The following is a 25,306-nucleotide window of genomic DNA, read 5'->3' on the forward strand; positions in this document are numbered from 1 at the left end:
GGAGGTACGTGGGGGCGTCAACGTTCAGATGCAAGTGGCGTTCGGCGAACGACCAAATCCGTGAAAATCGGGTCCATAAAAGCGAGGGGGCCAGCGGGCCCCCTCGTCAGACAGCTAGACAGGTCATGACCTGGACCTGCGTCATCCGTCCTTGTTGGCAACGCGGCCCTCTTCCTGCCTATCTTCCTGTTTGGAATAGATCAGCAGAGGCTCGCTATCGCCGGCGATGACGGATTTGTCGATCACCACCTTGGTCACGCCATCAAGCGACGGCACGTCGTACATCGTTTCCAGCAATACCGACTCCAGAATCGAGCGTAGACCACGCGCCCCTGTCTTGCGCTCCATGGCCTTGTGCGCCACAGCCTGCAGGGCATCGTCACGGAAATCCAGCTCGACCCCTTCCATCTCGAACAGATGGGCGTACTGCTTGACCAGCGAGTTCTTGGGCTCGGTCAGAATCTGGACCAGCGCATCCTCGGTCAGTTCGGTCAACGTCGCAATCACCGGTAAGCGCCCGACGAACTCGGGGATCAGGCCAAACTTGACGAGATCCTCGGGTTCGACGCCAGCGAGAATATCGCCGACACCCTTGTTGCTTTCCTTGCTCTTCACGGACGCGTTGAAACCGATGCCACCCTTCTCGGCGCGGTCACGGATCACTTTGTCCAGTCCAGCAAAGGCACCGCCGACGATGAACAGGATATTGCCGGTGTCCACCTGCAGGAATTCCTGCTGAGGATGCTTGCGGCCACCCTGCGGGGGTACGGAAGCCGTCGTCCCCTCGATCAGCTTGAGCAGTGCCTGCTGCACGCCCTCACCGGAAACGTCGCGAGTGATGGAAGGATTGTCGGACTTGCGAGAGATCTTGTCGATCTCGTCGATGTAGACGATCCCGCGCTGGGCCTTCTCGACGTCGTAGTCACATTTCTGCAGCAACTTCTGAATGATGTTCTCGACGTCTTCGCCCACGTAACCCGCTTCCGTCAGCGTCGTGGCGTCTGCAATCGTGAATGGGACATTGAGCAGACGTGCCAACGTCTCCGCCAGCAACGTCTTGCCGCTACCCGTGGGGCCGATCAGCAAAATGTTGGACTTGCCCAGCTCGATGTCGCTTTTGCCACTACCGCGCAGGCGCTTGTAGTGGTTGTAGACCGCAACGGACAGCACCATCTTGGCGCGATCCTGGCCAATCACGTAGTCGTCGAGCGTGTTGCGAATCTCACGGGGTACGGGAAGACGATCTTCATCGCTTTCGGCGTCGGCTTCCAGAACCTCCTCGCGAATGATGTCATTGCAGAGATCGACACACTCGTCACAGATATAGACGGACGGGCCTGCGATGAGCTTGCGAACTTCGTTCTGATTCTTGCCACAGAACGAGCAGTACAGCAGCTTGCCGTTGTCGTCTTTGCCTTTACCGTCGGCCATTCGTGTACCTCGTCAGGACGACGACGCCATGCGCCGTCGTGTGAAACCTTGACTCAAACGCTATCAGGATACCGGACGCTTATCCAGCATGGCATCGATCAGGCCGTATTCGACCGCCTGAGTTCCATCCATGAAGTTGTCGCGATCGGTGTCCTGGGCGATCTTGTCGATATCCTGGCCCGTGTGATCCGCCAGAATGCGATTCAGCTTGTGGCGAATGGTCAGGATTTCCCGGGTGTGGATCTCGATATCCGCCGCCTGACCCTGATAACCGCCGAGCGGCTGATGGATCATCATGCGCGAGTGCGGCAGGCAGAAACGCTTCTCCTTCGCCCCACCCGCCAACAGCAGCGCGCCCATGCTGGCCGCCTGACCGATGCATACCGTCGAGACGTCAGGCTTGATGAACTGCATGGTGTCGTAGATGGACATGCCCGCGGTCACCGAACCACCCGGAGAATTGATGTAGAGATGGATATCCTTGTCCGGATTTTCGGACTCAAGGAACAGAAGCTGCGCCACGACCAGGTTGGCCGTGTAGTCTTCGACCGGGCCGACCAGGAAGATGACACGCTCTTTGAGCAGCCGAGAATAGATATCGTACGACCGCTCGCCGCGAGCGCTCTGCTCCACGACCATCGGGACCAGGCCACCGGCATTACTGATGTCGAACTCGTTACGCATCGCGATTTCCTTACAGCTGGTGATTGTCAGGCCCATCGACTGGCGACCCGACCTGGGTCGGATCGCTTCGCTTACCAAGCACCCATCATGCTTTGGAATCGCTGTCCTCGGCATCGTCTTCTTCAGCCGCTTCTTCGGACTGCTGTGCCGCTTCGAGCACTTGCTGGTAGCTCATGTTGACGTCGTTAACCTGAGCCTGCTCGAGGAGCTTGTCAACGGCCTTGTCTTCCAGCACTGCCGACTTGATCTGCCCTTTGAGCTCGTCGTTCTGCATGTACTGGTCGACCGCCTGCTCCGGCTGCTGATACTGGCTCGCCAGCTCTTCGGCGCGGGCCCGGATTTCTTCATCACTGGCGTCGAGCTCGTGCTTCTTGATCACTTCGGCCAACAGCAGCCCGACCTTGACGCGGGTACGTGCCTGATCGGCGAACAGCTCGTTGGGCAACTGGCTGACATCGAAATCTTCGCCAAGACCGAACTGCTGCGCCGCCTGACGCTTGAGACCGTCAGTTTCCTGCTCGATCAGCGACTGCGGCACGGTCACGTCATTGGCTTTCTGCAGCGCGTCGAGGGCCTGTTGCTTGACGCGGTTCTGCACCGCCTGCTTGACCTCGCGCTGCATGTTGCTCTTGACCTCGGCACGGAACTTGTCGGCATCGCCGTCTTCCACGCCGAATTCCTTGATGAAGTCGGCATCGACTTCCGGCAGCGCCTTGGCGGAGACTTCATGCACCGTCACCTTGAAGGTCGCTTCCTGACCTGCCAGATGCTCGGCCTGATAGTCTTCCGGGAAAGTCACGCTGATGCTCTTCTCATCACCAGCCTTGGCACCGACCAGCTGCTCTTCGAAACCGGGAATGAAACGATTGGAACCCAGCTCGAGCTCGTGACCTTCGGCAGAACCCCCTTCAAACGGCTCGTCTCCCAGAAAGCCCTGAAAGTCGATCTTGACCTGGTCACCGTTTTCCGCCGCACGATCGACCGGCTGGAATTCGGCTCGCTGACCGCGCAGCGTCTCGATCATGGTATCGATGTCGGCGTCGGTGATTTCCGTCTGCGGACGCTCGATAGCCGTGCCATCGATGCTGTTCAGCTCGATCTCGGGATAGATTTCCAGCGTCGCAACGAACTCAAGATCCTTGCCGGTCTGATCGACCTTCGGTTCGATCGATGGGTAGCCGGCCGGATTCAGGCTCTGCTCGGTGATCGCCCGCACGTAGTGCTGACGCATCAATTCGCTGACGACTTCGTTGCGCACGTCTCGACCGTAGCGCTGACGCACGACCGCCATCGGGATCTTCCCTTGACGAAAGCCATTCAGACGAACGCGTTTGGCGGTGTCTTGCAGGCGAGCGGCAACGGCCTCGTCAACCTCGGCTGCTGGAACCTGAACGGTGATGCGACGTTCGATCTGAGATGTCGTCTCAACGGAAACTTGCATAGATGATCCTCTACCGACGGGGGCGTTCTGTGATTGCGACTCAAAAACCAGGCTTCAAAACTGTCATTTCAAAGCACTCATTTCTAAACAGGGGGCGATTTTATGAATCCCCATGCCTACTGGCAAGCAGACTAGCGCGGTAAATGGTGCTAATCGGGACGAAATACAAGTCCAGGGCCATAAAAATCGACTTTAGGCTACCTCGGCATCTCGCTGAAGCGTCGACAGGAAACGCCTGGCAGCGATAGATGACGTGCAGAATAGCAGGAGCAGTGTCAAAAAGAAGGGAGACAACCGGGGAAGAAATGGGGTGGATGATGGGGATCGAACCCACGACCACCGGAGCCACAATCCGGGGCTCTACCACTGAGCTACACCCACCATTTCTAAACTGTGGTCTTCAAAATCATGATCGGCAATGGGGTGGATGATGGGGATCGAACCCACGACCACCGGAGCCACAATCCGGGGCTCTACCACTGAGCTACACCCACCATACCGATTTTGCATCGACCGGGACCACTACACTGGATGGAGAGTGGCGCGCCCAGCAGGACTCGAACCTGCAACCTACGGCTTAGAAGGCCGTTGCTCTATCCGATTGAGCTATAGGCGCATTCCAATACCGGCTGCATTTTCATCAACATGAACGCGACGTCGTGGTCGGGGTAGAGGGATTCGAACCCCCGACATCCTGCTCCCAAAGCAGGCGCGCTACCAGACTGCGCTATACCCCGTAAGACGTCTGTCATGCCCGATGACTCTACGAGCCCTTCGATGCGCTGCGTATTCTACGGATCCTTTCTGTCGGGTCAAGCCTTTACGTGCACTTAACGTCGATTGACCCGATCGGCAGAAAGGCCAAAACCGGTACCAAATTCCACTTACGCTTCAGCTTACGTTGACTGCATCGCCAAGCGTGCGAAAATTGCCCGCTTCGTCGGTCCGCTACCGGCACCCTCAGGACTCAGAAAGGAAAGTCGATGACCGCTCAGTTGATCGATGGCAAGGCCATTGCCGGCTCAATCCGCAATCGGGTGAAAGTCGACGTGGAGCATCGAACCCAGCGCGGGCTCCGTCGCCCGGGGTTGGCCGTCATTCTGATTGGGCATGACCCGGCCTCCGAGGTCTACGTCAGCCACAAGCATCGCGCTTGCGAGAACGCGGGCATTGTCTCCTTCAGCCACCGGCTCGAGACCACCACCTCGCAACACGACCTGGAAGCCCTGATCGATCGACTGAATGCCGATCCGGCCGTCGACGGCATCCTGCTGCAGCTGCCGCTCCCCGAGCATCTCGATGCCAACCCGCTGTTGGAGCGCATTCGTCCGGACAAGGACGTCGATGGTTTCCATCCCTACAATCTGGGTCGACTGGCACAGCGACTGCCACTGCTTCGCCCGTGCACCCCCAAGGGCATCATCACGCTGCTCGAAGAGAGCCGGATCTCGCTGAGAGGCCTAGATGCCACCATCGTCGGCGCGTCCAACATCGTCGGTCGGCCGATGGCACTGGAGCTGCTGCTGGCCGGCTGCACCACCACGATCTGTCATCGCTTCACTCAGGGTCTCGAGGATAAAGTGCGGCAAGCCGATCTGCTGGTGGTCGCCACCGGCAAGCCCGGCCTGATCGACGGCCGCTGGATCAAGCCGGGTGCAATCGTCATCGATGTCGGCATCAACCGTCAGCAAGATGGCTCGCTGGTGGGCGATGTCGATTTCGCCACCGCGTCCGAGCGCGCCAGCTGGATCACGCCGGTGCCGGGCGGCGTCGGACCGATGACCGTCGCCACGCTGCTGGAGAACACACTGCAGGCGGCCGAGCTCCACGACGCCCAGTAACGTAGCGAGAATCGTCGTCAGGACCGCGGTCGATAGCGCGAATGTCCGACTGCCTCGCATCGCAAGCCCGGATCACCGATACCTCTCACCGACTCACGGAAGGACTGCCGCATGCAGACTCTCGGCATCATTGGCGCCATGGAACAGGAAGTCGCCCTGCTCGCCTCTCAGTTGGACGACGCCCGCATCGAACACCATCCGGGGGGCACTTTTCATTGCGGTCGGCGCCACGGTCTTCAGATCGTGCTGCTCCAGTCCGGCATCGGCAAGGTCAACGCCACCGTGGGCGCGACGCAGCTGATGACCCATTACCGCCCGAACGCGATCATCAATACCGGCTCCGCGGGCGGCTTCGGCGCGTCCCTGGAGGTCGGCGACGTCATCATCTCCAGCGAAGTCCGCCATCACGACGTCGACGTCACGGCCTTCGGCTACGAGATGGGCCAGGTGCCCGGCATGCCGGCAGGCTTCGCCGCCGATACCAGGCTGATCGAGACCGCTCGCGCGTGCATCGAGAAGCTCGGCGACCTGCGTGTTCACGAGGGGCTGATCTGTACTGGCGACAGTTTCATGTCCGACCCGGCACGCGTCGACGCCGTGCGCTCGCATTTCCCCCAGATGCTCGCCGTGGAAATGGAAGCAGCGGCCATCGCCCAGACCTGCCATCTGTTCGAATGCCCGTTCGTGGTCATCCGGGCGCTGTCGGACATCGCCGGCAAGCAGTCAGAGCTCTCCTTCGACGCCTTTCTGGAACGGGCGGCAACGCATTCGGCCCAGATGGTCGATGCCATCATCGCCAGGCTGGCCGCGCAATAACCTCCACGGCTCACTTGCCATTGCCCCTTTCAGAACGACAAACCCCGCCAGTTGGCGGGGTTTGTCATTTCGAGAACGTCGCCTCGAGAGTATTCCGAAGACGGGATCGCATCACGCCGGCGGCGCCTCGAACCCCCAGCGCGTCCCCTCGCGGGAATCCTTCAGCACCACGCCCAATGCCGCCAGCTCATCACGGATCCGGTCAGCCTCGGCGAAATCCCGGTTCTCCTTGGCCACCGCCCGCGCCTCGATTCGTGACTCGATCTCGGCCTCGCTCAGCGGCAGGTCGTTCGCGCCAGCCTTGAGGAAAACGGCCGGTTCCCGCTCGAGCAACCCCAGCACGCTTGCCAACCGCTTGAGCTCCTGGCCCAGCGCCCCGGCATGAGCCGGTTCGACATCGCGCAGCCGATTGATCTCGCGCGCCATGTCGAACAGCACCGACAGCGCTTCCGGCGTATTGAAGTCATCGCTCATCGCCGCCGAGAACCGTTCGGCGTAGATGCCTTCGACATCGCCATGAAGCAACTCGACCCCGTCGAGCGCATGATAGAAGCGCTCCAACGACTTGCGCGCCTCGCTCAGCGACTCAGGAGCGTAGTTGATCGGGCTGCGATAGTGGCTGGCAACCAGCAGGTAGCGCACGACTTCAGGGTCGTGCACCTCCAGCACCTCGCGGATCGTGAAGAAATTGCCCAGAGATTTGGACATCTTCTCGTGATTGACCCGCACTGCGCCGGCATGCATCCAAACGTTGACGTAAGGCTTCCCGGTCGCCGCCTCGCTCTGGGCGATCTCGTTCTCGTGATGCGGAAAGGTCAGATCCGGCCCGCCGCCATGGATATCGAAAGTCTCGCCGAGGCAGCAGGTCGACATCGCCGAGCACTCGATATGCCAGCCCGGCCGCCCTTCGCCCCAGGGAGAAGACCAACTGTCTTCGCCCGGCTTGGCCGCTTTCCACAACACGAAGTCGAGCGGATCTTCCTTGTGCTCGTCGACATCGACGCGCGCGCCGGCACGCATGTCGTCGAGATTACGATTGTTGAGCTTGCCGTAATCGGCGAAACGGCGGACGCGATAGTAGACGTCGCCATTGTCGGCGGCATAGGCATAGCCGCCCGCGATCAGACGCTCGATCATCGCCACGATCTCCGGGATATGGCCAGTCGCCCGCGGCTCCGCATCCGGCCGCAGCACGCCAAGACGGGCTTCGTCTTCGTGCATGGCGTCGATCATGCGCTCGGTCAGTGCCGATATCGATTCGCCGTTCTCCTGCGCGCGCTTGAGAATCTTGTCGTCGATATCGGTAATGTTGCGAACGTAGGTCACGTCCAGCCCGGTCTGACGCAGCCACCGCGTGATCACGTCGAACGCCACCATGACCCGCGCATGACCCAGATGGCAGTAGTCGTAGACCGTCATCCCGCAGAGATACATGCGCAATCTGCCCGGTTCGATCGGCTCCAGCCTCGACTTGCGTCGCGTCAGCGTGTTGTAGATCTCCAGCGCGCTCATGCTCTACCCCTCAGCCCTGCTTCTTCTGAATCTTGGCCCAGCTATCCTTGAGCCCCACCGTGCGATTGAACACCAGCTTGCCATCTCGACAGGCGTGGCGGTCGGCACAGAAGTAGCCGACCCGTTCGAACTGATAGCGGGCCTCGGGCTCGATATTCGCCAGCGCCGGTTCGGCAATGCCGGTCACCGTGACCAGCGAGTCGGGGTTGAGATGATCGAGGAAGTCGGCGTCCTTATCGCGATCCGGAGCTTCATCCAGGAACAGATTGTCGTAAAGCCGCACTTCGACGGGGACGCCATGTTCCGCGCTGACCCAATGGATGACGCCCTTGACCTTGCGCCCTTCCGGGTTCTTGCCCAGCGTGTCGAAATCGACGCTACAGTGCAGCGCATCGATCTCGCCATCGTCGCCCTTGATCACCTCGTCGCAACGAATGACGTAGCCATTGCGCAGGCGAACTTCCTTGCCGGGCGCCAGACGGAAGAACTTCTTGGGCGGCTCTTCCATGAAGTCTTCGCGATCGATCCAGATCTCGCGGGTCAGCGGCAGTCGGCGTGTTCCCATATCCTCACGCGCCGGGTGCCCCGGCACCTCGAAGACCTCGTCGTGATCCGCCGTGAGATTGGTCAGAACCACCTTCAGCGGATTGAGGACACACATCGCTCGCGGCGCGTTGTCCTCCAGATCCGAGCGGATCGCGAAATGCAGCATCGCGATATCGACCACGTTGGCGGCCCGGCTGACGCCGGTCATGTCGCAGAACTTGCGCAGCGACGCCGGCGTGTAGCCACGGCGACGCAATCCGGAGATCGTCGGCATCCGCGGATCATCCCAGCCATCGACCACGTCCTGGTCCACCAGCAGCTTTAGCTTGCGCTTGGAGGTCACCGTATAGTTGACGTTCATCCGCGCGAATTCGGTCTGCCGGGGCTTGGACGGCACCGGCAGCTGGGCCAGGAACCACTCGTACAGCGGCCGATGGTCCTCGAACTCGAGCGTACACAGCGAATGCGTGATGCCCTCGATCGCATCGGACTGGCCGTGGGTGAAATCGTAGGACGGGTAGATCTTCCAGGCGTCACCGGTCTGATGGTGATGCGCGTGGCGGATACGGTAGAGAATCGGATCGCGCAGATTGATGTTCGGCGCGGCCATGTCGATCCTGGCACGCAGCACCTTGCTGCCTTCAGCGAACTCGCCCAGTCGCATGCGCTCGAGCAGATCGAGGTTCTCTTCGACGCCACGATCGCGATACGGGCTCGGGCGGCCCGGTTCCGTCAGGGTGCCGCGGTACTCGCGAATCTCATCCGGCGAGAGGTCGTCGACGTACGCCTTGCCTTCACGCACCAGATGCTGGGCCCAGGCATAGAGCTGATCGAAGTAGTCGGAGGCGAAACGTACCGCTCCGCTCCATTCGTAACCGAGCCAGCGAATATCTTCCTGGATCGCATCGATGTAAGCCTGCTCTTCCTTGGCCGGGTTGGTGTCGTCGAAACGCAGATGACAGCGCCCGCCGAACTGTTCCGCCAGGCCGAAATTGACCCAGATCGACTTGGCGTGGCCGATATGCAGAAAGCCGTTGGGCTCCGGCGGAAAGCGGGTCACGATCGTCGTGGCCCGCCCCGACTCGATCTCGTCACGAATCTGGTTACGCAGGAAATTCGGCCCCCCCTGCTGGGTCTCGGCACCTGGCTGGGCTTCGGAACTGGCGTTGGGGCTCTCGGCGTTCGTGTTGCTTTCGACGCTCATGGAATGCAGGCAACCTCTGTAATTCGGATGAGTGGGCAGCGGTACGGCCCTGATAACGGCAGGTTAACACGCGCGGACAGCGGTTTCTCCCGACGGCCCAAAACCGCTATTATAGCGCGACGCCCGCGGCCGGCGACAAGCCGGCCGCCATCTTACGACAGCCCAGAATCGCTCAGGATCTCCGATGATCGTTTTGCACACCAACCACGGCGCCATCACGCTCGAACTCGACTTCGAAAAAGCCCCCAAGACGGCCGCCAATTTCGAGCAGTACGTCAAGGAAGGCCACTACGACGGCACCCTGTTTCACCGCGTGATCGATGGATTCATGGTTCAGGGCGGCGGCTTCGACACCGACTTCGAACAGAAACCGACCCGCGCCACGATCGACAACGAAGCCGACAACGGCCTGACCAACCAGAAAGGCACGGTGGCCATGGCGCGCACGCAGGATCCGCACTCGGCCAGCGCACAGTTCTTCATCAATGTGGGCGACAACGATTTCCTCAATCACCGCGACAAGAGCGTGCAGGGCTGGGGTTACTGCGTTTTCGGTCGAGTCGTCGATGGCATGGAAGTGGTCGACAACATCCGCCAGGTCGCCACCGGGCGTCGCGGCATGCACAGCGATGTTCCGGCGGATGACGTCATCATCGAACGTGCCGAAGTCACGGCCTGATCCTTCAATACCGGTCAGGCGTCGACGAGAAGCCGGCGATCCTAGCCCGTCTGCGCGCCAAGCCTGACCACCGACAGGAACGATCTTTCGCATGCAACTGCTGATTGCCGACCTCCATCTCCACCCCTCTCAGCCGGACATCGCCAAGGGATTCATCGACTATCTGCGCGGGCCGGCCCGACAGGCCTCGTCGCTGACCATTCTCGGCGATCTGTTCGAAGCCTGGATCGGCGACGACTACCGCGGGGATTTCGAGCAGCAGATCATTGCCGAGCTCAGGGCCTGCGCCGAAGCCGGCACGCGGCTGGCGTTCATGCATGGCAACCGGGACTTTCTGATCGGCGAGTCGTTCGCGGCCGACAGCGGCTGTGCGCTGCTCGACGACCCGACGGTGGTGGAGCTGGGTGGCCAGCGCGTCCTGCTGTTGCATGGCGACAGTCTGTGTACGCGTGACGAGGCCTACATGGCTTTCCGCCAGCAGGCGCGCAATCCAGCCTGGCAAGCCCAGATCCTGGCAATGCCGGTCGAGGAGCGTCTGGCGCTGGCCATGAAACTGCGGGAACAGTCCGGCGAGGCCAACACCAACAAGGCCGAAGACATCATGGATGTCACGCCCGATGCCGTCATCGAGCTCATGCAGACTCACGATGTCAGGATCATGATTCATGGTCACACCCACCGACCGGCCGTCCATGACCTGCGTATCGGTGAAGAAGCTGCGAAGCGCTACGTGATCGGCGACTGGCGCCCTGGCGTGGGCTGGCAGTTGAGAGTGGAAGGCAACGAGTTGACGCTCGAGTCATTCGCGATCTGAACGTCCCGGCATTGATCGAGCGAAAACCGGTCATCCAATGCCAATAGCGCGGTTCGTCTGACACCAACGCCCGGCTCGAACATCGAGCCGGGCGTTATTGGTCACGGCCATGCTCGCCGTAACCCCCCCCCTCCGCTCGCGACGACGATGGTTTCCTCGGCCATGGTCATGGCTGTCGGCCGTGATCATAGCTGATAGTCCGGCGTACGAGACGTGGCGCTGACATTGTCCAGCAGCGTTCGCCAGCGAGTCAGGACCGGAGCATCGGACAGTGCCACTTCTCCCAGCCGATAGCGCAGCGCTTTCTGCTTCTCGCCATCGGTTGGATCGACCAGGGAGAGCCACATCTCCAGGCTTTTCAACTCCATGTGCGCACTGCCTGCCTCGAGGGACCAGCTTCTGGCTTCTTCGATCAGGTCCGCCACGCGCTGCATGTCATCCCCCAAGCGATGCCTGGCGCGAGCCATCTGCAACGCTATCTGCGGCATCATCAACGAACGCCGCGTCCGTGCCTGGTGGAGACACGGCTCCAGATACGCCACTGCGCGCGCGACGTCATTGAGCGCCAGACAAGCGTCTCCGTACCACAGGAACGGGCGCTGGTGGGGCTCGCGACCGGTCAGCTCGCTCAGCCGGGCGACGCTGGACTCGATGCGCTGCAAGCCCTGGGGCTCCCCCGCCAGCGACTGACTCCATCCGAGAACGCAGTCGGCCTCCCAGTGCCAGCGCTGCAGGTCCGCCGTGCGGGTCATTTCATGGGCACGCCTGCCACGCTCGGTTGCGAGATGAATATGCCCGAGCTGACGATAGAGCGAGGCGGCAAAAATCAGGGCCATGGCCAGCGACCCAGGATGACGAACGGATTCCGCCAGCCGGATGGCGGCTTCCATCTGCTGTTCCGCGCGGCGGTAATCGCCACGCAGGCACAGTGCCCAACTCTGGTAGCAGGCTGCCGCCACCTGAGGGTGATCGGAGTAGGGCAACCACTCCAGTACCATCGGCTGGTTCAGCGGATCGATCTGATCGAGGTGTTCATAGGCCAGCGATACCTGACCGCTCCAGTACTCCCCATGGGCTCGGGCATAAAGCGCCAGGCGCTGATAGCGCACATCATCGATGCGCTGGGCGAGCTCGCGCAGCTGCGCGGCCAGAGATTCCGCGTCGCGATTGGCGTGACGCTGGCTCGCGCCCACCCACAGCCCCCAGGTCACCAGAAACGCCTGATCATCGGCCTCCTCGTCATCCAGCACCGAGCCCTGCCACATTTTCTGCGCCTGAATGAAGCTCTCGTGCGCCGCCCGCGAACCATGTCCTTCCAGCGCATAGCAGGCTTGCCCCTTCACTGTCAGCAGACTGATCTGACGCTCGGCGCCACCAGCGGAACCTTCGTTCAGGCAAGCCAGGCCGGATTCCGCCATCTTCAGGGCCGTGCGATTGGCGCTCACCTTGAGCCCGCCGCGAGCCGCCATCTCGAAATAGCGGGCAGCGCGAGCCGGATCTCCCCCGCGCCGAAGATGCTCGGCGAAATCCCCCGGATGACGGCTGATCCAGGCGGGGTAGCGGGACTCGATCACTTCCACCACCCGCTGATGCAGCACGACACGGACGTCCTGCGGGCAGGAGAGATAGGCCGCTTCCTGCAGCAGCGGGTGGGTGAACTGAAAGTCGTAGGGATGGGTCTCGCAGGGTTCGATGATCTCCAACCGCCGCATCTGCTCCAGCGCGACCTTGAGCGCACCGTCGCTGGCTTCCAGACAGTCGCCCAACATGCCCGCTTCGAACTGGCGACCAAACGTTGCCGCCATGTGCGCAACCTGCCGATCACCCTGCAACTGATCGATGCGACTCGCCAACAGCCCCAGCAGCCCGCTCGGCAGACTGTCGACGTCCAGCCGCCGGCCCTCGCGCCGATCGATCTCCAGCCGACGACAGATCTCCTGCAGATAGAGGGGGACGCCTTCGCACCGTTCGATCAACTGTTCGCGCAGTCTTGGCCCGAGCTTGAGACGATGGCGTCGAGCCAGATAGTCCAGCATGTCCGCGGCCTGGCGTGCATCGAGGCGTGCCAGCATCACCTGTTGATCCCAGTTCAATCTGACCGATGGCACCTCCCGGTTCTGATGCGAGGCGATCAGCAACGAGGCGGTATGAATCGGCAGTCTGGCCTGGAGGTTCTGCAACACCTTGAGCGAGGGTTCATCCAGCCACTGCAGGTCATCGACGATGATCACCAGCGGCCGGCGCGACGCGGTCATCTCGAGGATCAGCGCCTGGACCAACTGCGTGACCAGCTCCACGGCTTCGTCGGCATCCTCGCGCGCCAGCGGCTCGCGACCCAGCACATCGATCAGCAACTGCCGGCGCTCGCTCCCGATTTTCTTCAGCGCAACCGTCCGATCGATCAATGCACCGAGCGCTTCTCCGTCAGGCTCCCGCTCCAGATACCAGCGAAGCAGCGATTGGACCAGGCCGTACGAGCTCTGACTGGATAGCCGAGTCGTGGGACGCCAGAACACCGCGACGTCTTCATGCTGGAGAGACTCCCGAAAATGAATCATCAACGCGGACTTGCCGATGCCGGTATCCCCTAGCACCAGCAGGCTCTGACGCAACCCCAGGGAGACCCGAGCCAGCGCGTCTCGCAGCTGACGCAACTCCGACTCGCGCCCCATCAGACTGGGCGGCAAGGCCTCGCGTCCCGCCGATTCCACCCCAAGCACCAGGCCACGCCGCTGAACGCGTCCGTCGCTGCTGATCAAACGGGGCGTCAGCCGCGACTGAAGATCGAACGCGGGTGGCAGATGCTGACTGGCATTGAGTGAGATCACGAGCTCACTGCTCTGCGCGGCCACCATCATGGCCAACGCCACCTGAGTCACGTCACCAAATGGATCGATCGACTGCCGCTCGGGCAACCAGATCACGCGACCGCTATCCAGCCCCGCCGTCAGGGTGAAGCGCGGTGGCGAGTCGTCACCTTCCCAGACGCTATCGAGTTCACGCGCCAGACCCTGTCGGCAGTGCTCGAAAAGTGCCACCAACTCGGCCAACTGGTGGGTGGGCCCGTGGGTGCCGAAACAGGCCAGACCGACCCCGCTTCCCACGGCCGCCTGCCAGAAACCACCCAAGTGACGACACTGGGTTTCCAGCCATTGAAACAGCTGCCCCTGCGCTTTCAGACAGGCGAGCGCCCGGCCGAGATCGTTGCCGGCATCCACCGGTCGCAGCGCAATCGCCATCACCGTGATCTGCCGGTAGTCGATATCTTCCGCGGAGTAGCCCGCCGCCTCCCTCTGCGCCCCGCGAGAAACGGAGCAACCCGCCTGACTCAACCAGTCGGTGCCGGCCAACCCCTGCGCCGGCACTTCCGACCAGAATCTCGCCAACTGCAAAAAACCGGGCTCGGGCTGCTGTCCGGACAGCGCCAAGTGCTGAAGGAAGGCGTTGAACTGCTCGCGGGCGGCGGCGAACTGCCCGTGCTCGGCGAGCTGCCGAACCAGGCGCTCGTGAAACGGGCCGTAGCCGGGGAGGCGATGGATCAGGGTCCGCAGCAGCGCCTCGGGCAATGCCGAGGCGGTCTCGAGCACTCGCTCGGCATATTCGATCAAGCGCTGCCTCCACTCGCCTCGCGTGCGCACCAGCCATTGCTGGAAAACGACACACTGCCCCAGATGCAGCTCCTCCAGCAGATCGCCGCGATAATGATCGAGCAGCTGTTCCAGCGTCGCCACGGTCGGCGGCTGGTGAAGCAAGCCGTCTGCGGCGCGCAGATCCCAGGCCACGGACGTCGGCAGATCGAAGGCGATCGTCTGGCGGGTGACGGAGAGGGATGACTCGGCAAGATCGCCCAGGCTATGACGCAGGCAGTGCAAGGCATGGCGAAGATTGGTCCGCCCGGATTTGACGCCCTGATCCGGCCACAGCATTTCCGCCAGTGAGGCACGGCTGACCGGCGTTTCCTGCATCAGCAGGTAAACCAGCAGCGCCTTCACTTTATCGTAGCTGAACTGCGTCAGGGTCCGCTCATCCTGCTGATAACTGAAATGTCCGAAGAGCGCGATTGTTGTTGTGGCTCGACCTGGGTTCATGGGTTTCCATTGTCCGGTGAGAGTTGCAGCATCCAGTCAAGATGCAGCCGTCCGACGATCACTCGCGAGATGGCCGTACCCGACCCGCTCAGTCGATCGGTACGGCCGCAGCTCGGCAACGTGCAGTGGCGCGAGTCCGCGGCTCAATGATCCCGCGCTGCCGGCACGCCGCTATGGAAGCGAAACATGGCGTCTTCGCCTTCAATCAACGCCTGCTCGTGGGTTGCGAAGCGGGCCACCCGCTCCGCGACGAAGGCCTTGCCGGCATAGCGCTCCGCGAGCCCCAGATAATCCTCGAAATGCCGTCCTTCCGATCGCACCAGCGAGCGATAGAACCTGGCAAGAGACTCGTCGAGATGGGGGATCAGCCTGGCAAAACGCTCACACGAGCGCGCCTCGATGAACGCGCCGACGATCAGGATATCGATCAGGCGCTGGGGCTCCTCGCGCGCCACGTGCTCGCGCAGCCCCTCGGCGTAGCGCGACGCCGGAATATGGGAATAATCGATGCCCCGCTCCTGCATCAGCCCGACGACCTGCTCGAAGTGCAGAAGCTCTTCACGGGCCAGCTGCGACATCTTGGTCAACAGCTCCGGACGGTCGACGTAACGAAACATCAGACTCATGGCGGTCGACGCCGCTTTCTTCTCGCACTGTGCGTGGTCGATCAGCAGCAGCGCCGGATTCTCCAGCGCCGCGTCTATCCAGCGCTGCGGGGTGTTACACGGCAGAAAGTCGAGCAGCTCGACCGGCAGCAGATCGTCGGTGGCGGAATCGGGGCAATTCGTCATGGGTTCGGTCGGCATGGGCGTTAGTCGAGCGGTCGACAGGTGACTGTCGAGCGCGTGAAGTGAGGACAGGAGACACCCGATAGCATCGATAGGCCGGGGCCGCCCCAGGGCGATTCGCGGCGCGGGGAGCGGTTCGCCTGGCTCGATGCGTTGAATCAGAGTGGATTCGATGAAGCATGGCGTCATGGTAGCGCCTGCAGGATCAGACTTCGATAGCCATTTTCCCGACCATGGTGGCATTGACTTGCTACGCACATACCCGCCGCAAAGCCGATCACCAGCGGCTTCTTAACATTGTCGACAGTTTCACGTAGACTTCGCTGCGCCCACCGCAGCCGATCTCGGTCGACGGGAATCCCCCCTTCCGGCGACCGGGAAAACGCATTGCTCATGCGGGCTCTAACACTAGATGAGGCTCTCCACCGTGCTTGAAGCTTACCGCCAACATGTCGAGGAGCGCGCCCTGGAGGGCGTGCCACCGAAGCCGTTGAACGCCGAAATGACTGCCCAGCTGATCGAGCTGCTGAAGCAGCCGCCAGCTGGCGAAGAGGCGTTTCTCCTCGAACTGATCACCGATCGCGTGCCGCCGGGCGTCGATGAAGCCGCTTACGTCAAGGCAGGGTTCCTCACCGCTATCGCCAAGGGTGAAGCGAGCTCACCGCTGATCGACAGAATTCACGCGGTCAAGCTTCTGGGAACGATGCAGGGCGGCTACAACATCGCCACTCTGGTCGAACTGCTCGATGACAGCGAACTGGCTCAGGAAGTCGGCGAACAGCTGAAGCACACATTGCTGATGTTCGATGCCTTCCACGATGTCGCCGAACGCGCCAAGAATGGCAATGCGATCGCGCAGCGCGTGGTCGAATCCTGGGCCGATGCCGAGTGGTTCCTGGCCAGGCCGGCACTGCCCGAGAAGATCAGCATCGCGGTGTTCAAGGTGCCGGGCGAAACCAACACCGACGATCTCTCGCCGGCGCCGGACGCCTGGTCACGACCGGACATCCCGCTGCATGCCAACGCCATGCTCAAGAACCCCCGCGAAGGCATCGAGCCGGAAGTCGCCGGTTCCAAAGGGCCTATGTCACAGATCGAAGCGGTCAGGGCGAAAGGCTTCCCGGTGGCCTATGTCGGGGACGTGGTGGGCACCGGCTCCTCGCGCAAGTCCGCTACCAATTCGGTGCTGTGGTTCTTCGGCGACGACATTCCGTACGTGCCCAACAAGCGCGCAGGCGGTTTCTGCTTCGGCGGCAAGATCGCGCCCATCTTTTTCAACACGATGGAAGATGCCGGCGCCCTGCCGATCGAAATGGACGTCGACAAGCTCGAAATGGGCGACGTGATCGACGTCTTCCCCTACGAAGGCAAAGTGACCCGTCACGATAGCGACGAAGTGGTTTCCACCTTCGCACTCAAGACCCAGGTCATTCTCGATGAAGTGCGCGCCGGCGGCCGTATTCCGCTGATCATCGGTCGCGGCCTGACCGAAAAGGCCCGTAATGAACTTGGCCTGCCGGGCTCGAACATCTTCCGCAAGCCGGAACAGCCGATCGATACCGGCAAGGGATTCACCCTGGCCCAGAAGATGGTCGGCAAGGCCTGCGGCATGGATGGCGTTCGCCCCGGCATGTACTGCGAGCCGAAGATGACCACCGTCGGTTCGCAGGACACTACCGGACCGATGACTCGCGACGAGCTCAAGGACCTGGCGTGCCTCGGCTTCCAGGCCGATCTGGTGATGCAGTCCTTCTGCCACACCGCTGCCTACCCCAAGCCGGTCGACGTCGAAACGCATCACACCCTGCCCGACTTCATCATGAATCGTGGGGGCGTGTCTCTGCGTCCCGGCGACGGCATCATCCACTCCTGGCTCAACCGCATGCTGCTGCCGGATACGGTCGGCACCGGCGGTGACTCCCATACCCGCTTCCCGCTGGGCATCTCCTTCCCCGCCGGATCGGGTCTGGTGGCCTTCGCTGCGGCTACCGGCGTCATGCCGCTGGACATGCCGGAATCGGTTCTGGTTCGCTTCAAGGGCGAGCGTCAACCCGGCATCACCCTGCGCGACCTGGTCCACGCGATTCCCTATTACGCGATCCAGAGCGGTCATCTGACCGTCGCCAAATCCGGCAAGAAAAATATCTTCTCCGGTCGCATCCTGGAGATCGAAGGTCTCGAGGATCTCACCGCCGAGCAGGCGTTCGAGCTCTCGGACGCCTCCGCCGAGCGCAGTGCCGCCGGTTGCACCATCACGCTGGGAGAGGATCGCGTCACGGAATATCTGAATTCCAACGTCACGCTGCTGAAGTGGATGATCAGCGCAGGCTATGGCGATCGCCGCACGCTGGAACGCCGCATTGAAGCCATGGAAGCATGGCTGGCCGACCCCAGCCTGATGCGCGCCGATGCCGACGCCGAATACGCCGCAGTGATCGAGATCGATCTGGCCGAGATCGACCAGCCGGTGCTGTGCGCTCCCAACGATCCGGACGACGCCCGCCTACTTTCCGAAGTGGCCGGTACACAGATCGACGAAGTCTTCATCGGCTCCTGCATGACCAACATCGGTCACTTCCGTGCCGCCGGGAAATTGCTCGAAAAACAGCCTCCTGGCAGCCTGAAAACTCGGCTGTGGCTTGCGCCGCCGACCAAGATGGATCAACATCAGCTGACCGAGGAAGGCTACTACGGCATTTACGGCAAGGCTGGCGCGCGCATGGAGATGCCGGGCTGCTCTCTCTGCATGGGCAACCAGGCACGTGTGGCGCCGAAATCCACCGTGGTATCCACCTCAACGCGCAACTTCCCCAACCGATTGGGCGACGGTGCCAATGTCTATCTGGCATCGGCAGAACTTGCGGCGATTGCCGCCGTCGAGGGCCGCCTGCCAACGGTCGAGGAATACAAAGCTACCATGGGCGAGTTCAATGCCATGGCGGGGGAAATCTACCGCTACCTGAACTTCCATGAGATAGAGGACTTCCAGAAAGCGGCCGCTACCGTCATTCCGGTCGCCCAGGAAGCCTGATACGTCTCTTCCGATGCTCGCAGCTTCATGAAGAGGTCACCGAAACGCCCCGCTGATGTGGGGCGTTTTTTTGTGCTCGTCATAGCAAGTGGCGGTAATCCTTGCTTCCCTCGAAAGCTGAAATTAGAGTCCTATCCATCATCAAACGCTGTTCGCTATTCTCGTGGCGCTCTCTCGAGGGATAGCGGCAAGACATGTACGGCCGACAAGTCCCCACCCAGGCCCAACAACAGGAGATCGACCATGAGGATTCAAGCTTGGATGGCGCTGCCGGTCGCGCTATCGCCACTGGTACTCGCTGCGCCGGCGGCACAGGCCGCCAACGCCGACGGCCTCTATCTCGGTATCGGCGGCGGCTACGGCGAGGTACAGGGTAGCGACAGCGACATCGGCAAGTTCGCCGGCGCCGGCGGTGAAACCTACCGGGTCGATAATGATGACAGCGTCTACAAGGCTTTCGTCGGCTACGAGTACAACCGCTACTTCGCCACCGAGGCTTTCTACACCGACCTGGGCGAGGCCAACCTGATTCGCGGCGGCAACGTCGTCGATCTCAAGAGCAAGGCCTACGGTCTCAGTCTTGTCGGCAAGCTACCGGTCGGCGCCGGCTTCGAGCTTTTCGCCAAGGCGGGGATGGCCAGATGGGAAACGGATGCCAGCGGCAACCTCGGCGCCACCTCAGGCGATCTCGATGACAATGACGGTATCGATCCGGTCTATGGCGGTGGTGTCCAGTTCCATTACCAACACCTCCTGCTGCGCACCGAGTATGAACGCTATGATTTCGATAGCGACTATCAAATCGATACCTATACCGCTTCGGTGGGCTGGCAATTCTAGACGGCCCGTCTCGACTGTCGCCTCCAGGCCGCCCTCGGGCGGCCTTTCCGTTGCCGGCATGCGGCACCAACTTGCATATATGACGGATTGAAGGCAACACTATGACGCTCTGTCACGCGTCATCATTCACCGCCGAGACAACTCGATCCAGGAAGGAACGCCGCCTCGACGCCATGCTAGCTCCCCGACCGCTCATTCAGGATATCGCACGCCAGATTCGCGCCCACCTGCGCTCGCTGATCGCGTTCCATCTATTCTTTACCCTGCTGGCCTCGGCGGTATGGGTGCCGCTGTCGGCCAACACCCTCTCCGGCCTGCTCCATCGTATCGGCCGACCGGTGCTCAGCAACGGTCAGATCCTCGATGTCGCGCTGTCGCCGTGGGGTCTGATCTGGCTGCTCGCGGCCGTGGGGCTCAGTTTTCTGGTGATTTTTCTCCAGCAGGCCGGAATGATGCTCGTCGTCTCGAGTCCGGCCGGCAACCGCTATCGCGTGGCCATGGGCTCGCTGTGGGACGTACTGCGCCGTTTTCCAGCCCTGGTGATGCTGACTTTCCTTCAGGTCGGCAGTCACCTGCTGCTTGCCGCGCCGTTTGCCATCGGACTCGCGCATCTGTACCACGCGATGCTCGGCGATATCGAACCCTACATTCTGATTCATCTCAAACCGCCAGTGCTGTGGGATTTTGTTGCGATCGCCACGCCCATCCTCCTGGTTCTCGTACTGCTGAGCGCCGCCCTCTATTTTCGCTGGTTCCTGGCTCTGCCCTCGATGATGCTGGAAGGCTTGAAGCCAATTGCCGCCCTGGAACGTAGCCGCGAGCTGACCCAAGGCCGGCGTTTCCGCATGGCGCTGCTGGTGGTCGGCATCGCCCTGCTGGTGATCGCCATTCCGATCGTCTTCACCCTCGGCTTCAATGCGCTGGGCAGTGCGCTGCTGGGTCAGCTGCCCGAGCGCAACAGCGTGCTGGTACCGGCCATGCTGGCTTATCTGGCGCTCTATATCGTCACCACGATCGCGCTGACCTTTCTGGGTATCGCGGCCAACAGCATGCTGGTCATCACGCTCTATCACCGTGCCATCGGACGCGTGGCAGTATTTCGCTCCGCTGCCATACCACAACGCTCCGGGGTCATCGCCTGGGGCGCGGAAATCCTGCTACTGGTGTTCGCGCTGGGCCAGGCGGGATGGATACTGCACGGCTTCGAGATCAACGATCATGTCACCATTACCGCCCATCGCGGGAGTTCGCTGGTCGCGCCGGAAAACACGCTGGCGGCCATGAACCAGGCCATCGTCGACGGCGCCGACTATCTGGAGCTCGACGTGCGTCTGAGCGGTGACGGCGAGGTCGTCGTCTCCCACGACAACAATCTCAGCCGGCTGACCGGCGTCGATCGCAATATCAGCGACATGACGCTCGAGGAGATCGAGCAGGTCGACGTGGGCTCCTACTTCGGCGACGCCTTTGTCGGTGAACGCATTCCCACCTTCCAGCAGATTCTCGACAACGCGAAACATCGTATCGGGCTCTATGTCGAGCTCAAGCCGACGCCCGGGACCGCCGAGCAGCTGGCCCGCCAGGTTCTCGCCCAACTGAAAGCCAGCCGGATGACGGATCATGCCGTCATCGCGTCGCTGTCTCCCGGTGTCATAGAGATGGTCAAGGGACTCGACGACGACATGCGCACCACGCTCTTTCTGCAGTTCGTGCTGCCCGGCGCACTGAACACGACGGACGCCGATATCATCGGCTTGCGCCACACGCAGGCGACGCCGAGTCTGCTGCGAACCATCCATGACAGCGGCCGCGGTGTCGCGGTATGGACCGTCAACGACATCGGTGACATGTCACGCTATCTGGATATGGGCGTCGACAACATCATCACCGATCGCCCCGAAGCATTGACCCGAATTCTCGAGGAGCGCCGCGGGATGTCCGACGGTGAGCTGCTGCTGGTCAAACTGCGCAACTGGCTGCGTTCCTGACTATCGACGGCACGAAAAAGCCGGCGCGAATGCATCGCGCCGGCCGGCTCGGAAACGTGTCGTGGGGGCGAGGCTCAGCCCAGGGTTTCACCCGCCAACATGAACCAGGTCTCGAGTACGGCATCCGGATTCAGGGAGACGGAATCGATACCCTGCTCCATCAGCCATTTGGCGAGTTCCGGATGATCCGATGGACCCTGACCGCAGATGCCTACGTACTTGCCCTGCGCCTTGCAAGCCTGAATCGCCATCGACAGTAGCTTCTTGACGGCAGGATCACGCTCATCGAAAAGGTGCGCGATGATCGCGGAATCCCGATCCAACCCCAGCGTCAGCTGCGTCAGATCGTTGGAGCCGATGGAGAAACCGTCGAAGTGCTCGAGGAACTCGTCGGCCAGCAACGCATTCGAGGGCAGCTCGCACATCATGATGATCTTCAGCCCCGCTTCGCCGCGCTTGAGGCCGTTGGCCTCGAGCAGATCGACAACCGCCTTGCCTTCGGCAGGGGTGCGCACGAACGGCACCATGATCTCGACATTGGTGAGCCCCATCTCGTCGCGAACACGCTTCAGGGCCCGACATTCCAGCTCGAAACAGGCGCGGAAATCGTCCGAGATATAGCGTGATGCGCCGCGGAAGCCCAGCATCGGGTTCTCTTCACCCGGCTCGTAGAGTTTGCCCCCGATCAGGTTCTCGTATTCATTGGACTTGAAATCCGACAGCCGCACGATCACCCGCTTGGGGTAGAACGCAGCCGCCAGCGTCGAGATGCCCTCGACGAGGCGATCGACATAAAAACTGACCGGATCGGCGTAGCCCGCCGTACGCAGGTCGATGGTCTGCTGCAGGTCGCTGGAGAGCTTGTCGTAGTCCATCAATGCTCGCGGATGGACTCCGATCATGCGGTTGATGATGAACTCCAGACGCGCCAGTCCGATGCCGTCGTTGGGCAGTCCCGCGAAGGCGAAGGCTCGGTCGGGGTTGCCGACGTTCATCATGATCTTGAACGGAATCTCGGGCATGCCATCGACGCTGGTCGTCTGACACTCGAACTCGAGCTTGCCCTGATAGACATGGCCGGTATCGCCCTCGGCACAGGAAACCGTCACTTCGACATCGTCTTCCAGCAACGTGGTGGCATCGCCACAGCCCACTACCGCGGGAATACCCAGCTCGCGAGCGATGATCGCCGCATGGCAGGTGCGCCCGCCGCGGTTGGTCACGATCGCGGAAGCCCGCTTCATGATCGGCTCCCAGTCCGGATCGGTCATGTCGGTCACCAGTACGTCGCCAGGCTGCACCTTGTGCATCTCTTCCGGCGATCCCACCAGCTTGACCTTGCCTTGACCGATGCGCTGTCCGATGGCGCGACCCTCGACCAGTACGCGACTCTTGTGCTTGAGCGTGAACCGCTCGAGGGAGCCCACTTGCTGATTCGACACCACCGTTTCCGGTCGCGCCTGAACGATATAGAGCTTGCCATCATCGCCGTCGCGGGCCCACTCGATGTCCATCGGCCGACCATAGTGCTTCTCGATGGTCACGGCCTGACGCGCCAGATCCATGACGTCGTCATCGCTGAGGCAGAAGCGCTGACGATCCGCGTGAGCCACGTCGACGGTCTTGACCGATCGACCTGCGGCGGCGTCATCGGTATAGACCATCTTGATTCTCTTGGACCCCAGCGTACGCCGCAGCACCGCCGGCTTGCCTGCCGCCAGCGTCGGCTTGTGGACGTAGAACTCGTCGGGGTTGACCGCGCCCTGCACCACCGTCTCGCCCAGCCCCCAGGCACCGGTCACGAAGACCGCATCACGATAGCCCGATTCGGTATCCAGCGTGAACATCACGCCGGCCGAGGCGGTCTCGGAACGCACCATCTTCTGCACCCCGGCAGAGAGAGCCACATTCTCGTGAGCGTAGCCGCGGTGCACGCGGTAGGAGATGGCACGATCGTTGAACAGCGAGGCGAAGACCTCATGAACCGCCCGTTTGACGTTGTCGAAACCATCGATATTGAGGAAGGTTTCCTGCTGGCCCGCGAACGATGCATCGGGCAGATCCTCCGCCGTTGCCGACGAACGTACCGCCACCTTGAGATTGGGATGCCTGGCTTGCAGAGTCTGATAGGCATCGGCCAGCGCACTTTCGAAAGCTGGCGGCAACGGCGTATCGATCACCCACTGACGCACTTTCGCGCCCACTTTGGCCAGCAACTCGGTGTCGTCGACATCGAGCCTGGCGAGCTCGGCGTTGATACGATCATTCAACCCGTCATGGGCCAGAAACTCGCGATAGGCGTGCGCCGTGGTCGCGAACCCACCCGGCACGGTGACACCGGCATCCGCCAGATTGGAGATCATTTCCCCCAGCGAGGCGTTCTTGCCGCCGACGCGCTCGACGTCGGACATTCCCAGTTGCTCGAACGTGATGATGAACGGTTCCAAAGTCATCTCCTGGTGGTCTCGTCCGGCCAAGGTTCACTGGCCATCTTCTTTTGCCCATGGCGCATCCCGCTGCACCTCGATGGAGCCAGAAGCTAACAGGCGACTTTGGGCTTAGCCACAAGTTTAAGGGCGTAGGGTTTGGAGTATTACTACAGGAATTCCGCGTTTTCCGGGATTCCTGTAGTCGGCGAGACCGGCGCGGCGTCCGCAAAGTCAACGAGTTGCCCGCAGCGGAGATTTCGATCGACAATAGCCGTTCGACAAACACGGATGGAACGCCATGCCCCGCACCGCTTTCTTCATCTCCGACGGCACCGGCATTACCGCGGAAACCCTGGGTCGCAGCCTGCTCTCCCAGTTCGAGAATACAGACTTCATCCAGGTCACCAAGCCGTATATCGACACGCTCGACAAGGCACGCTCGCTGGTCGGCATCATCGAGGCCACCGCCGAGCGCGACGGCATTCGCCCCATCGTCATCGACACCATCGTCGACCAGGCGATTCGCGATATCGTTTCGCAGTCATCGGCGTTCAAGGTCGATATCTTTTCCACCTTTCTCGCTCCGCTCGAGGTGGAACTGGAGACCCATTCGACCTACACCGTCGGCCGCACGCATGCGATCGGCCGCGACGACGTCTACATGCATCGGATCGAGGCGGTCAATTTCGCGCTGGACAACGACGACGGCGCACGCACACATCAATACGAGGAAGCGGACGTCATCCTGATCGGTGTCTCCCGGTGCGGCAAGACACCCACCTCGCTCTACCTGGCGCTGCAGTTCGGCATTCGCGCGGCCAACTATCCGCTGACCGAGGACGACCTGGACGAGAACGGCATTCTCAACCTGCCCCCGACGCTGTCCAGACATCGTCACAAGCTGTTTGGCTTGACCATCGACGCACGCCGACTGTCGGCGATTCGAACCGAACGCCGTCCCGACAGCCGTTACTGTTCGATGGACCAGTGCATGCAGGAGATCGGCCAGGCGGAAGCACTCTATCGCCGCCACAATATTTCCTACATCGACACCACGCGCTTTTCGATCGAGGAGATTTCGACGCGAATGATGAACGAGACCGGTCTTCAGAGACGATTCAGCCCGCGTTGAGCGGGCCGAAAGCGTGGCAGGCGGCTCGACCGGGATAGCCCA

16 protein-coding genes and 4 tRNA genes are annotated in these 25,306 nt (G+C 61.6%); 8 read left to right on the plus strand and 12 right to left on the minus strand.

The genetic code is table 11. The features are described from left to right. Nucleotides 1-141: 141 nt before the first annotated feature. The 7 genes from clpX to DOM36_RS05125 form a co-directional block, all read right to left on the minus strand. Nucleotides 142-1,431, minus strand: a complete 1,290-nt coding sequence (gene clpX, locus DOM36_RS05095) for an ATP-dependent Clp protease ATP-binding subunit ClpX (RefSeq protein ID WP_075570886.1) — start codon at nucleotides 1,429-1,431, stop codon at nucleotides 142-144. Nucleotides 1,432-1,494: 63 nt separating this feature from the next. After that, complete coding sequence (gene clpP, locus DOM36_RS05100; RefSeq protein WP_075570885.1) at nucleotides 1,495-2,115, minus strand: ATP-dependent Clp endopeptidase proteolytic subunit ClpP; 621 nt, start codon at nucleotides 2,113-2,115, stop codon at nucleotides 1,495-1,497. An 85-nt stretch (nucleotides 2,116-2,200) separates the two neighbouring features. Next, complete coding sequence (gene tig, locus DOM36_RS05105; RefSeq protein WP_110641666.1) at nucleotides 2,201-3,556, minus strand: trigger factor; 1,356 nt, start codon at nucleotides 3,554-3,556, stop codon at nucleotides 2,201-2,203. A 306-nt stretch (nucleotides 3,557-3,862) separates the two neighbouring features. Then, nucleotides 3,863-3,937: transfer RNA gene (locus DOM36_RS05110), tRNA-His, on the minus strand. A 38-nt stretch (nucleotides 3,938-3,975) separates the two neighbouring features. Then, a tRNA-His gene (locus DOM36_RS05115) sits at nucleotides 3,976-4,050 on the minus strand. Between the two features lie 45 nt (nucleotides 4,051-4,095). Further along, a tRNA-Arg gene (locus DOM36_RS05120) sits at nucleotides 4,096-4,172 on the minus strand. Between the two features lie 44 nt (nucleotides 4,173-4,216). Continuing rightward, nucleotides 4,217-4,293, minus strand: a tRNA-Pro gene (locus DOM36_RS05125). A 246-nt stretch (nucleotides 4,294-4,539) separates the two neighbouring features. Here DOM36_RS05125 and folD point away from each other — a divergent pair. Together folD and mtnN are read left to right on the plus strand one after the other, a co-directional pair. Then, entirely contained in the window at nucleotides 4,540-5,397 is an 858-nt protein-coding gene (folD, locus tag DOM36_RS05130) for a bifunctional methylenetetrahydrofolate dehydrogenase/methenyltetrahydrofolate cyclohydrolase FolD (RefSeq protein ID WP_110641668.1), read from the plus strand. 111 nt (nucleotides 5,398-5,508) lie between these two features. Beyond that, nucleotides 5,509-6,213: a 5'-methylthioadenosine/S-adenosylhomocysteine nucleosidase gene (gene mtnN, locus DOM36_RS05135; protein ID WP_110641670.1), complete on the plus strand. Its 705-nt coding sequence runs from the start codon at nucleotides 5,509-5,511 to the stop codon at nucleotides 6,211-6,213. Between the two features lie 111 nt (nucleotides 6,214-6,324). Here the strand turns inward: mtnN and cysS are convergent, their stop codons facing one another. Both cysS and DOM36_RS05145 read right to left on the minus strand, forming a co-directional pair. Continuing rightward, the gene (cysS, locus tag DOM36_RS05140; protein ID WP_198651215.1) at nucleotides 6,325-7,716 is read right to left on the minus strand and encodes a cysteine--tRNA ligase; all 1,392 of its coding nucleotides are present in this window, start codon (nucleotides 7,714-7,716) and stop codon (nucleotides 6,325-6,327) included. Between the two features lie 19 nt (nucleotides 7,717-7,735). Next, nucleotides 7,736-9,475 carry a glutamine--tRNA ligase/YqeY domain fusion protein gene (locus DOM36_RS05145; RefSeq protein WP_083941764.1) on the minus strand — a complete coding sequence of 580 codons (1,740 nt, stop codon included), beginning with the start codon at nucleotides 9,473-9,475 and terminating at the stop codon, nucleotides 7,736-7,738. Nucleotides 9,476-9,659: 184 nt separating this feature from the next. On the opposite strand from DOM36_RS05145, the gene DOM36_RS05150 reads away from it, so the two are divergent. Both DOM36_RS05150 and DOM36_RS05155 read left to right on the plus strand, forming a co-directional pair. Next, a complete protein-coding gene (locus DOM36_RS05150; RefSeq protein ID WP_075570176.1) occupies nucleotides 9,660-10,154 on the plus strand; it encodes a peptidylprolyl isomerase in 495 nt (164 codons plus the stop codon). A 91-nt stretch (nucleotides 10,155-10,245) separates the two neighbouring features. Next, a complete protein-coding gene (locus DOM36_RS05155) occupies nucleotides 10,246-10,968 on the plus strand; it encodes a UDP-2,3-diacylglucosamine diphosphatase (RefSeq protein WP_110641674.1) in 723 nt (240 codons plus the stop codon). Nucleotides 10,969-11,153: 185 nt separating this feature from the next. Here DOM36_RS05155 and DOM36_RS05160 read toward each other — a convergent pair whose 3' ends face one another. Then, complete coding sequence (locus DOM36_RS05160) at nucleotides 11,154-15,056, minus strand: AAA family ATPase (protein ID WP_075570174.1); 3,903 nt, start codon at nucleotides 15,054-15,056, stop codon at nucleotides 11,154-11,156. 143 nt (nucleotides 15,057-15,199) lie between these two features. After that, a complete protein-coding gene (locus DOM36_RS05165; RefSeq protein ID WP_232823732.1) occupies nucleotides 15,200-15,862 on the minus strand; it encodes a tRNA-(ms[2]io[6]A)-hydroxylase in 663 nt (220 codons plus the stop codon). 409 nt (nucleotides 15,863-16,271) lie between these two features. Between DOM36_RS05165 and acnB the strand changes: the two genes are divergently transcribed. The 3 genes from acnB (at nucleotide 16,272) to DOM36_RS05180 (ending at nucleotide 21,703) form a co-directional block, all read left to right on the plus strand. Then, nucleotides 16,272-18,875, plus strand: a complete 2,604-nt coding sequence (gene acnB, locus DOM36_RS05170; RefSeq protein WP_110641933.1) for a bifunctional aconitate hydratase 2/2-methylisocitrate dehydratase — start codon at nucleotides 16,272-16,274, stop codon at nucleotides 18,873-18,875. Nucleotides 18,876-19,118: 243 nt separating this feature from the next. Further along, nucleotides 19,119-19,715 (plus strand): outer membrane beta-barrel protein, encoded by a 597-nt coding sequence (locus DOM36_RS05175; protein WP_075570173.1) that lies wholly within the window; start codon nucleotides 19,119-19,121, stop codon nucleotides 19,713-19,715. A 173-nt stretch (nucleotides 19,716-19,888) separates the two neighbouring features. Then, nucleotides 19,889-21,703 (plus strand): glycerophosphodiester phosphodiesterase, encoded by a 1,815-nt coding sequence (locus tag DOM36_RS05180; RefSeq protein WP_110641676.1) that lies wholly within the window; start codon nucleotides 19,889-19,891, stop codon nucleotides 21,701-21,703. A 74-nt stretch (nucleotides 21,704-21,777) separates the two neighbouring features. Here the strand turns inward: DOM36_RS05180 and ppsA are convergent, their stop codons facing one another. After that, nucleotides 21,778-24,150 (minus strand): phosphoenolpyruvate synthase, encoded by a 2,373-nt coding sequence (gene ppsA / locus DOM36_RS05185; RefSeq protein WP_110641678.1) that lies wholly within the window; start codon nucleotides 24,148-24,150, stop codon nucleotides 21,778-21,780. A gap of 280 nt (nucleotides 24,151-24,430) precedes the next feature. Here ppsA and DOM36_RS05190 point away from each other — a divergent pair, with 280 nt between their 5' ends. Further along, entirely contained in the window at nucleotides 24,431-25,264 is an 834-nt protein-coding gene (locus tag DOM36_RS05190) for a pyruvate, water dikinase regulatory protein (RefSeq protein ID WP_075570170.1), read from the plus strand. The last annotated feature ends 42 nt before the right edge of the window (nucleotides 25,265-25,306 follow it).

Source organism: Salinicola sp. CPA57 (assembly GCF_003206035.1).
GTDB lineage: Bacteria > Pseudomonadota > Gammaproteobacteria > Pseudomonadales > Halomonadaceae > Salinicola > Salinicola socius.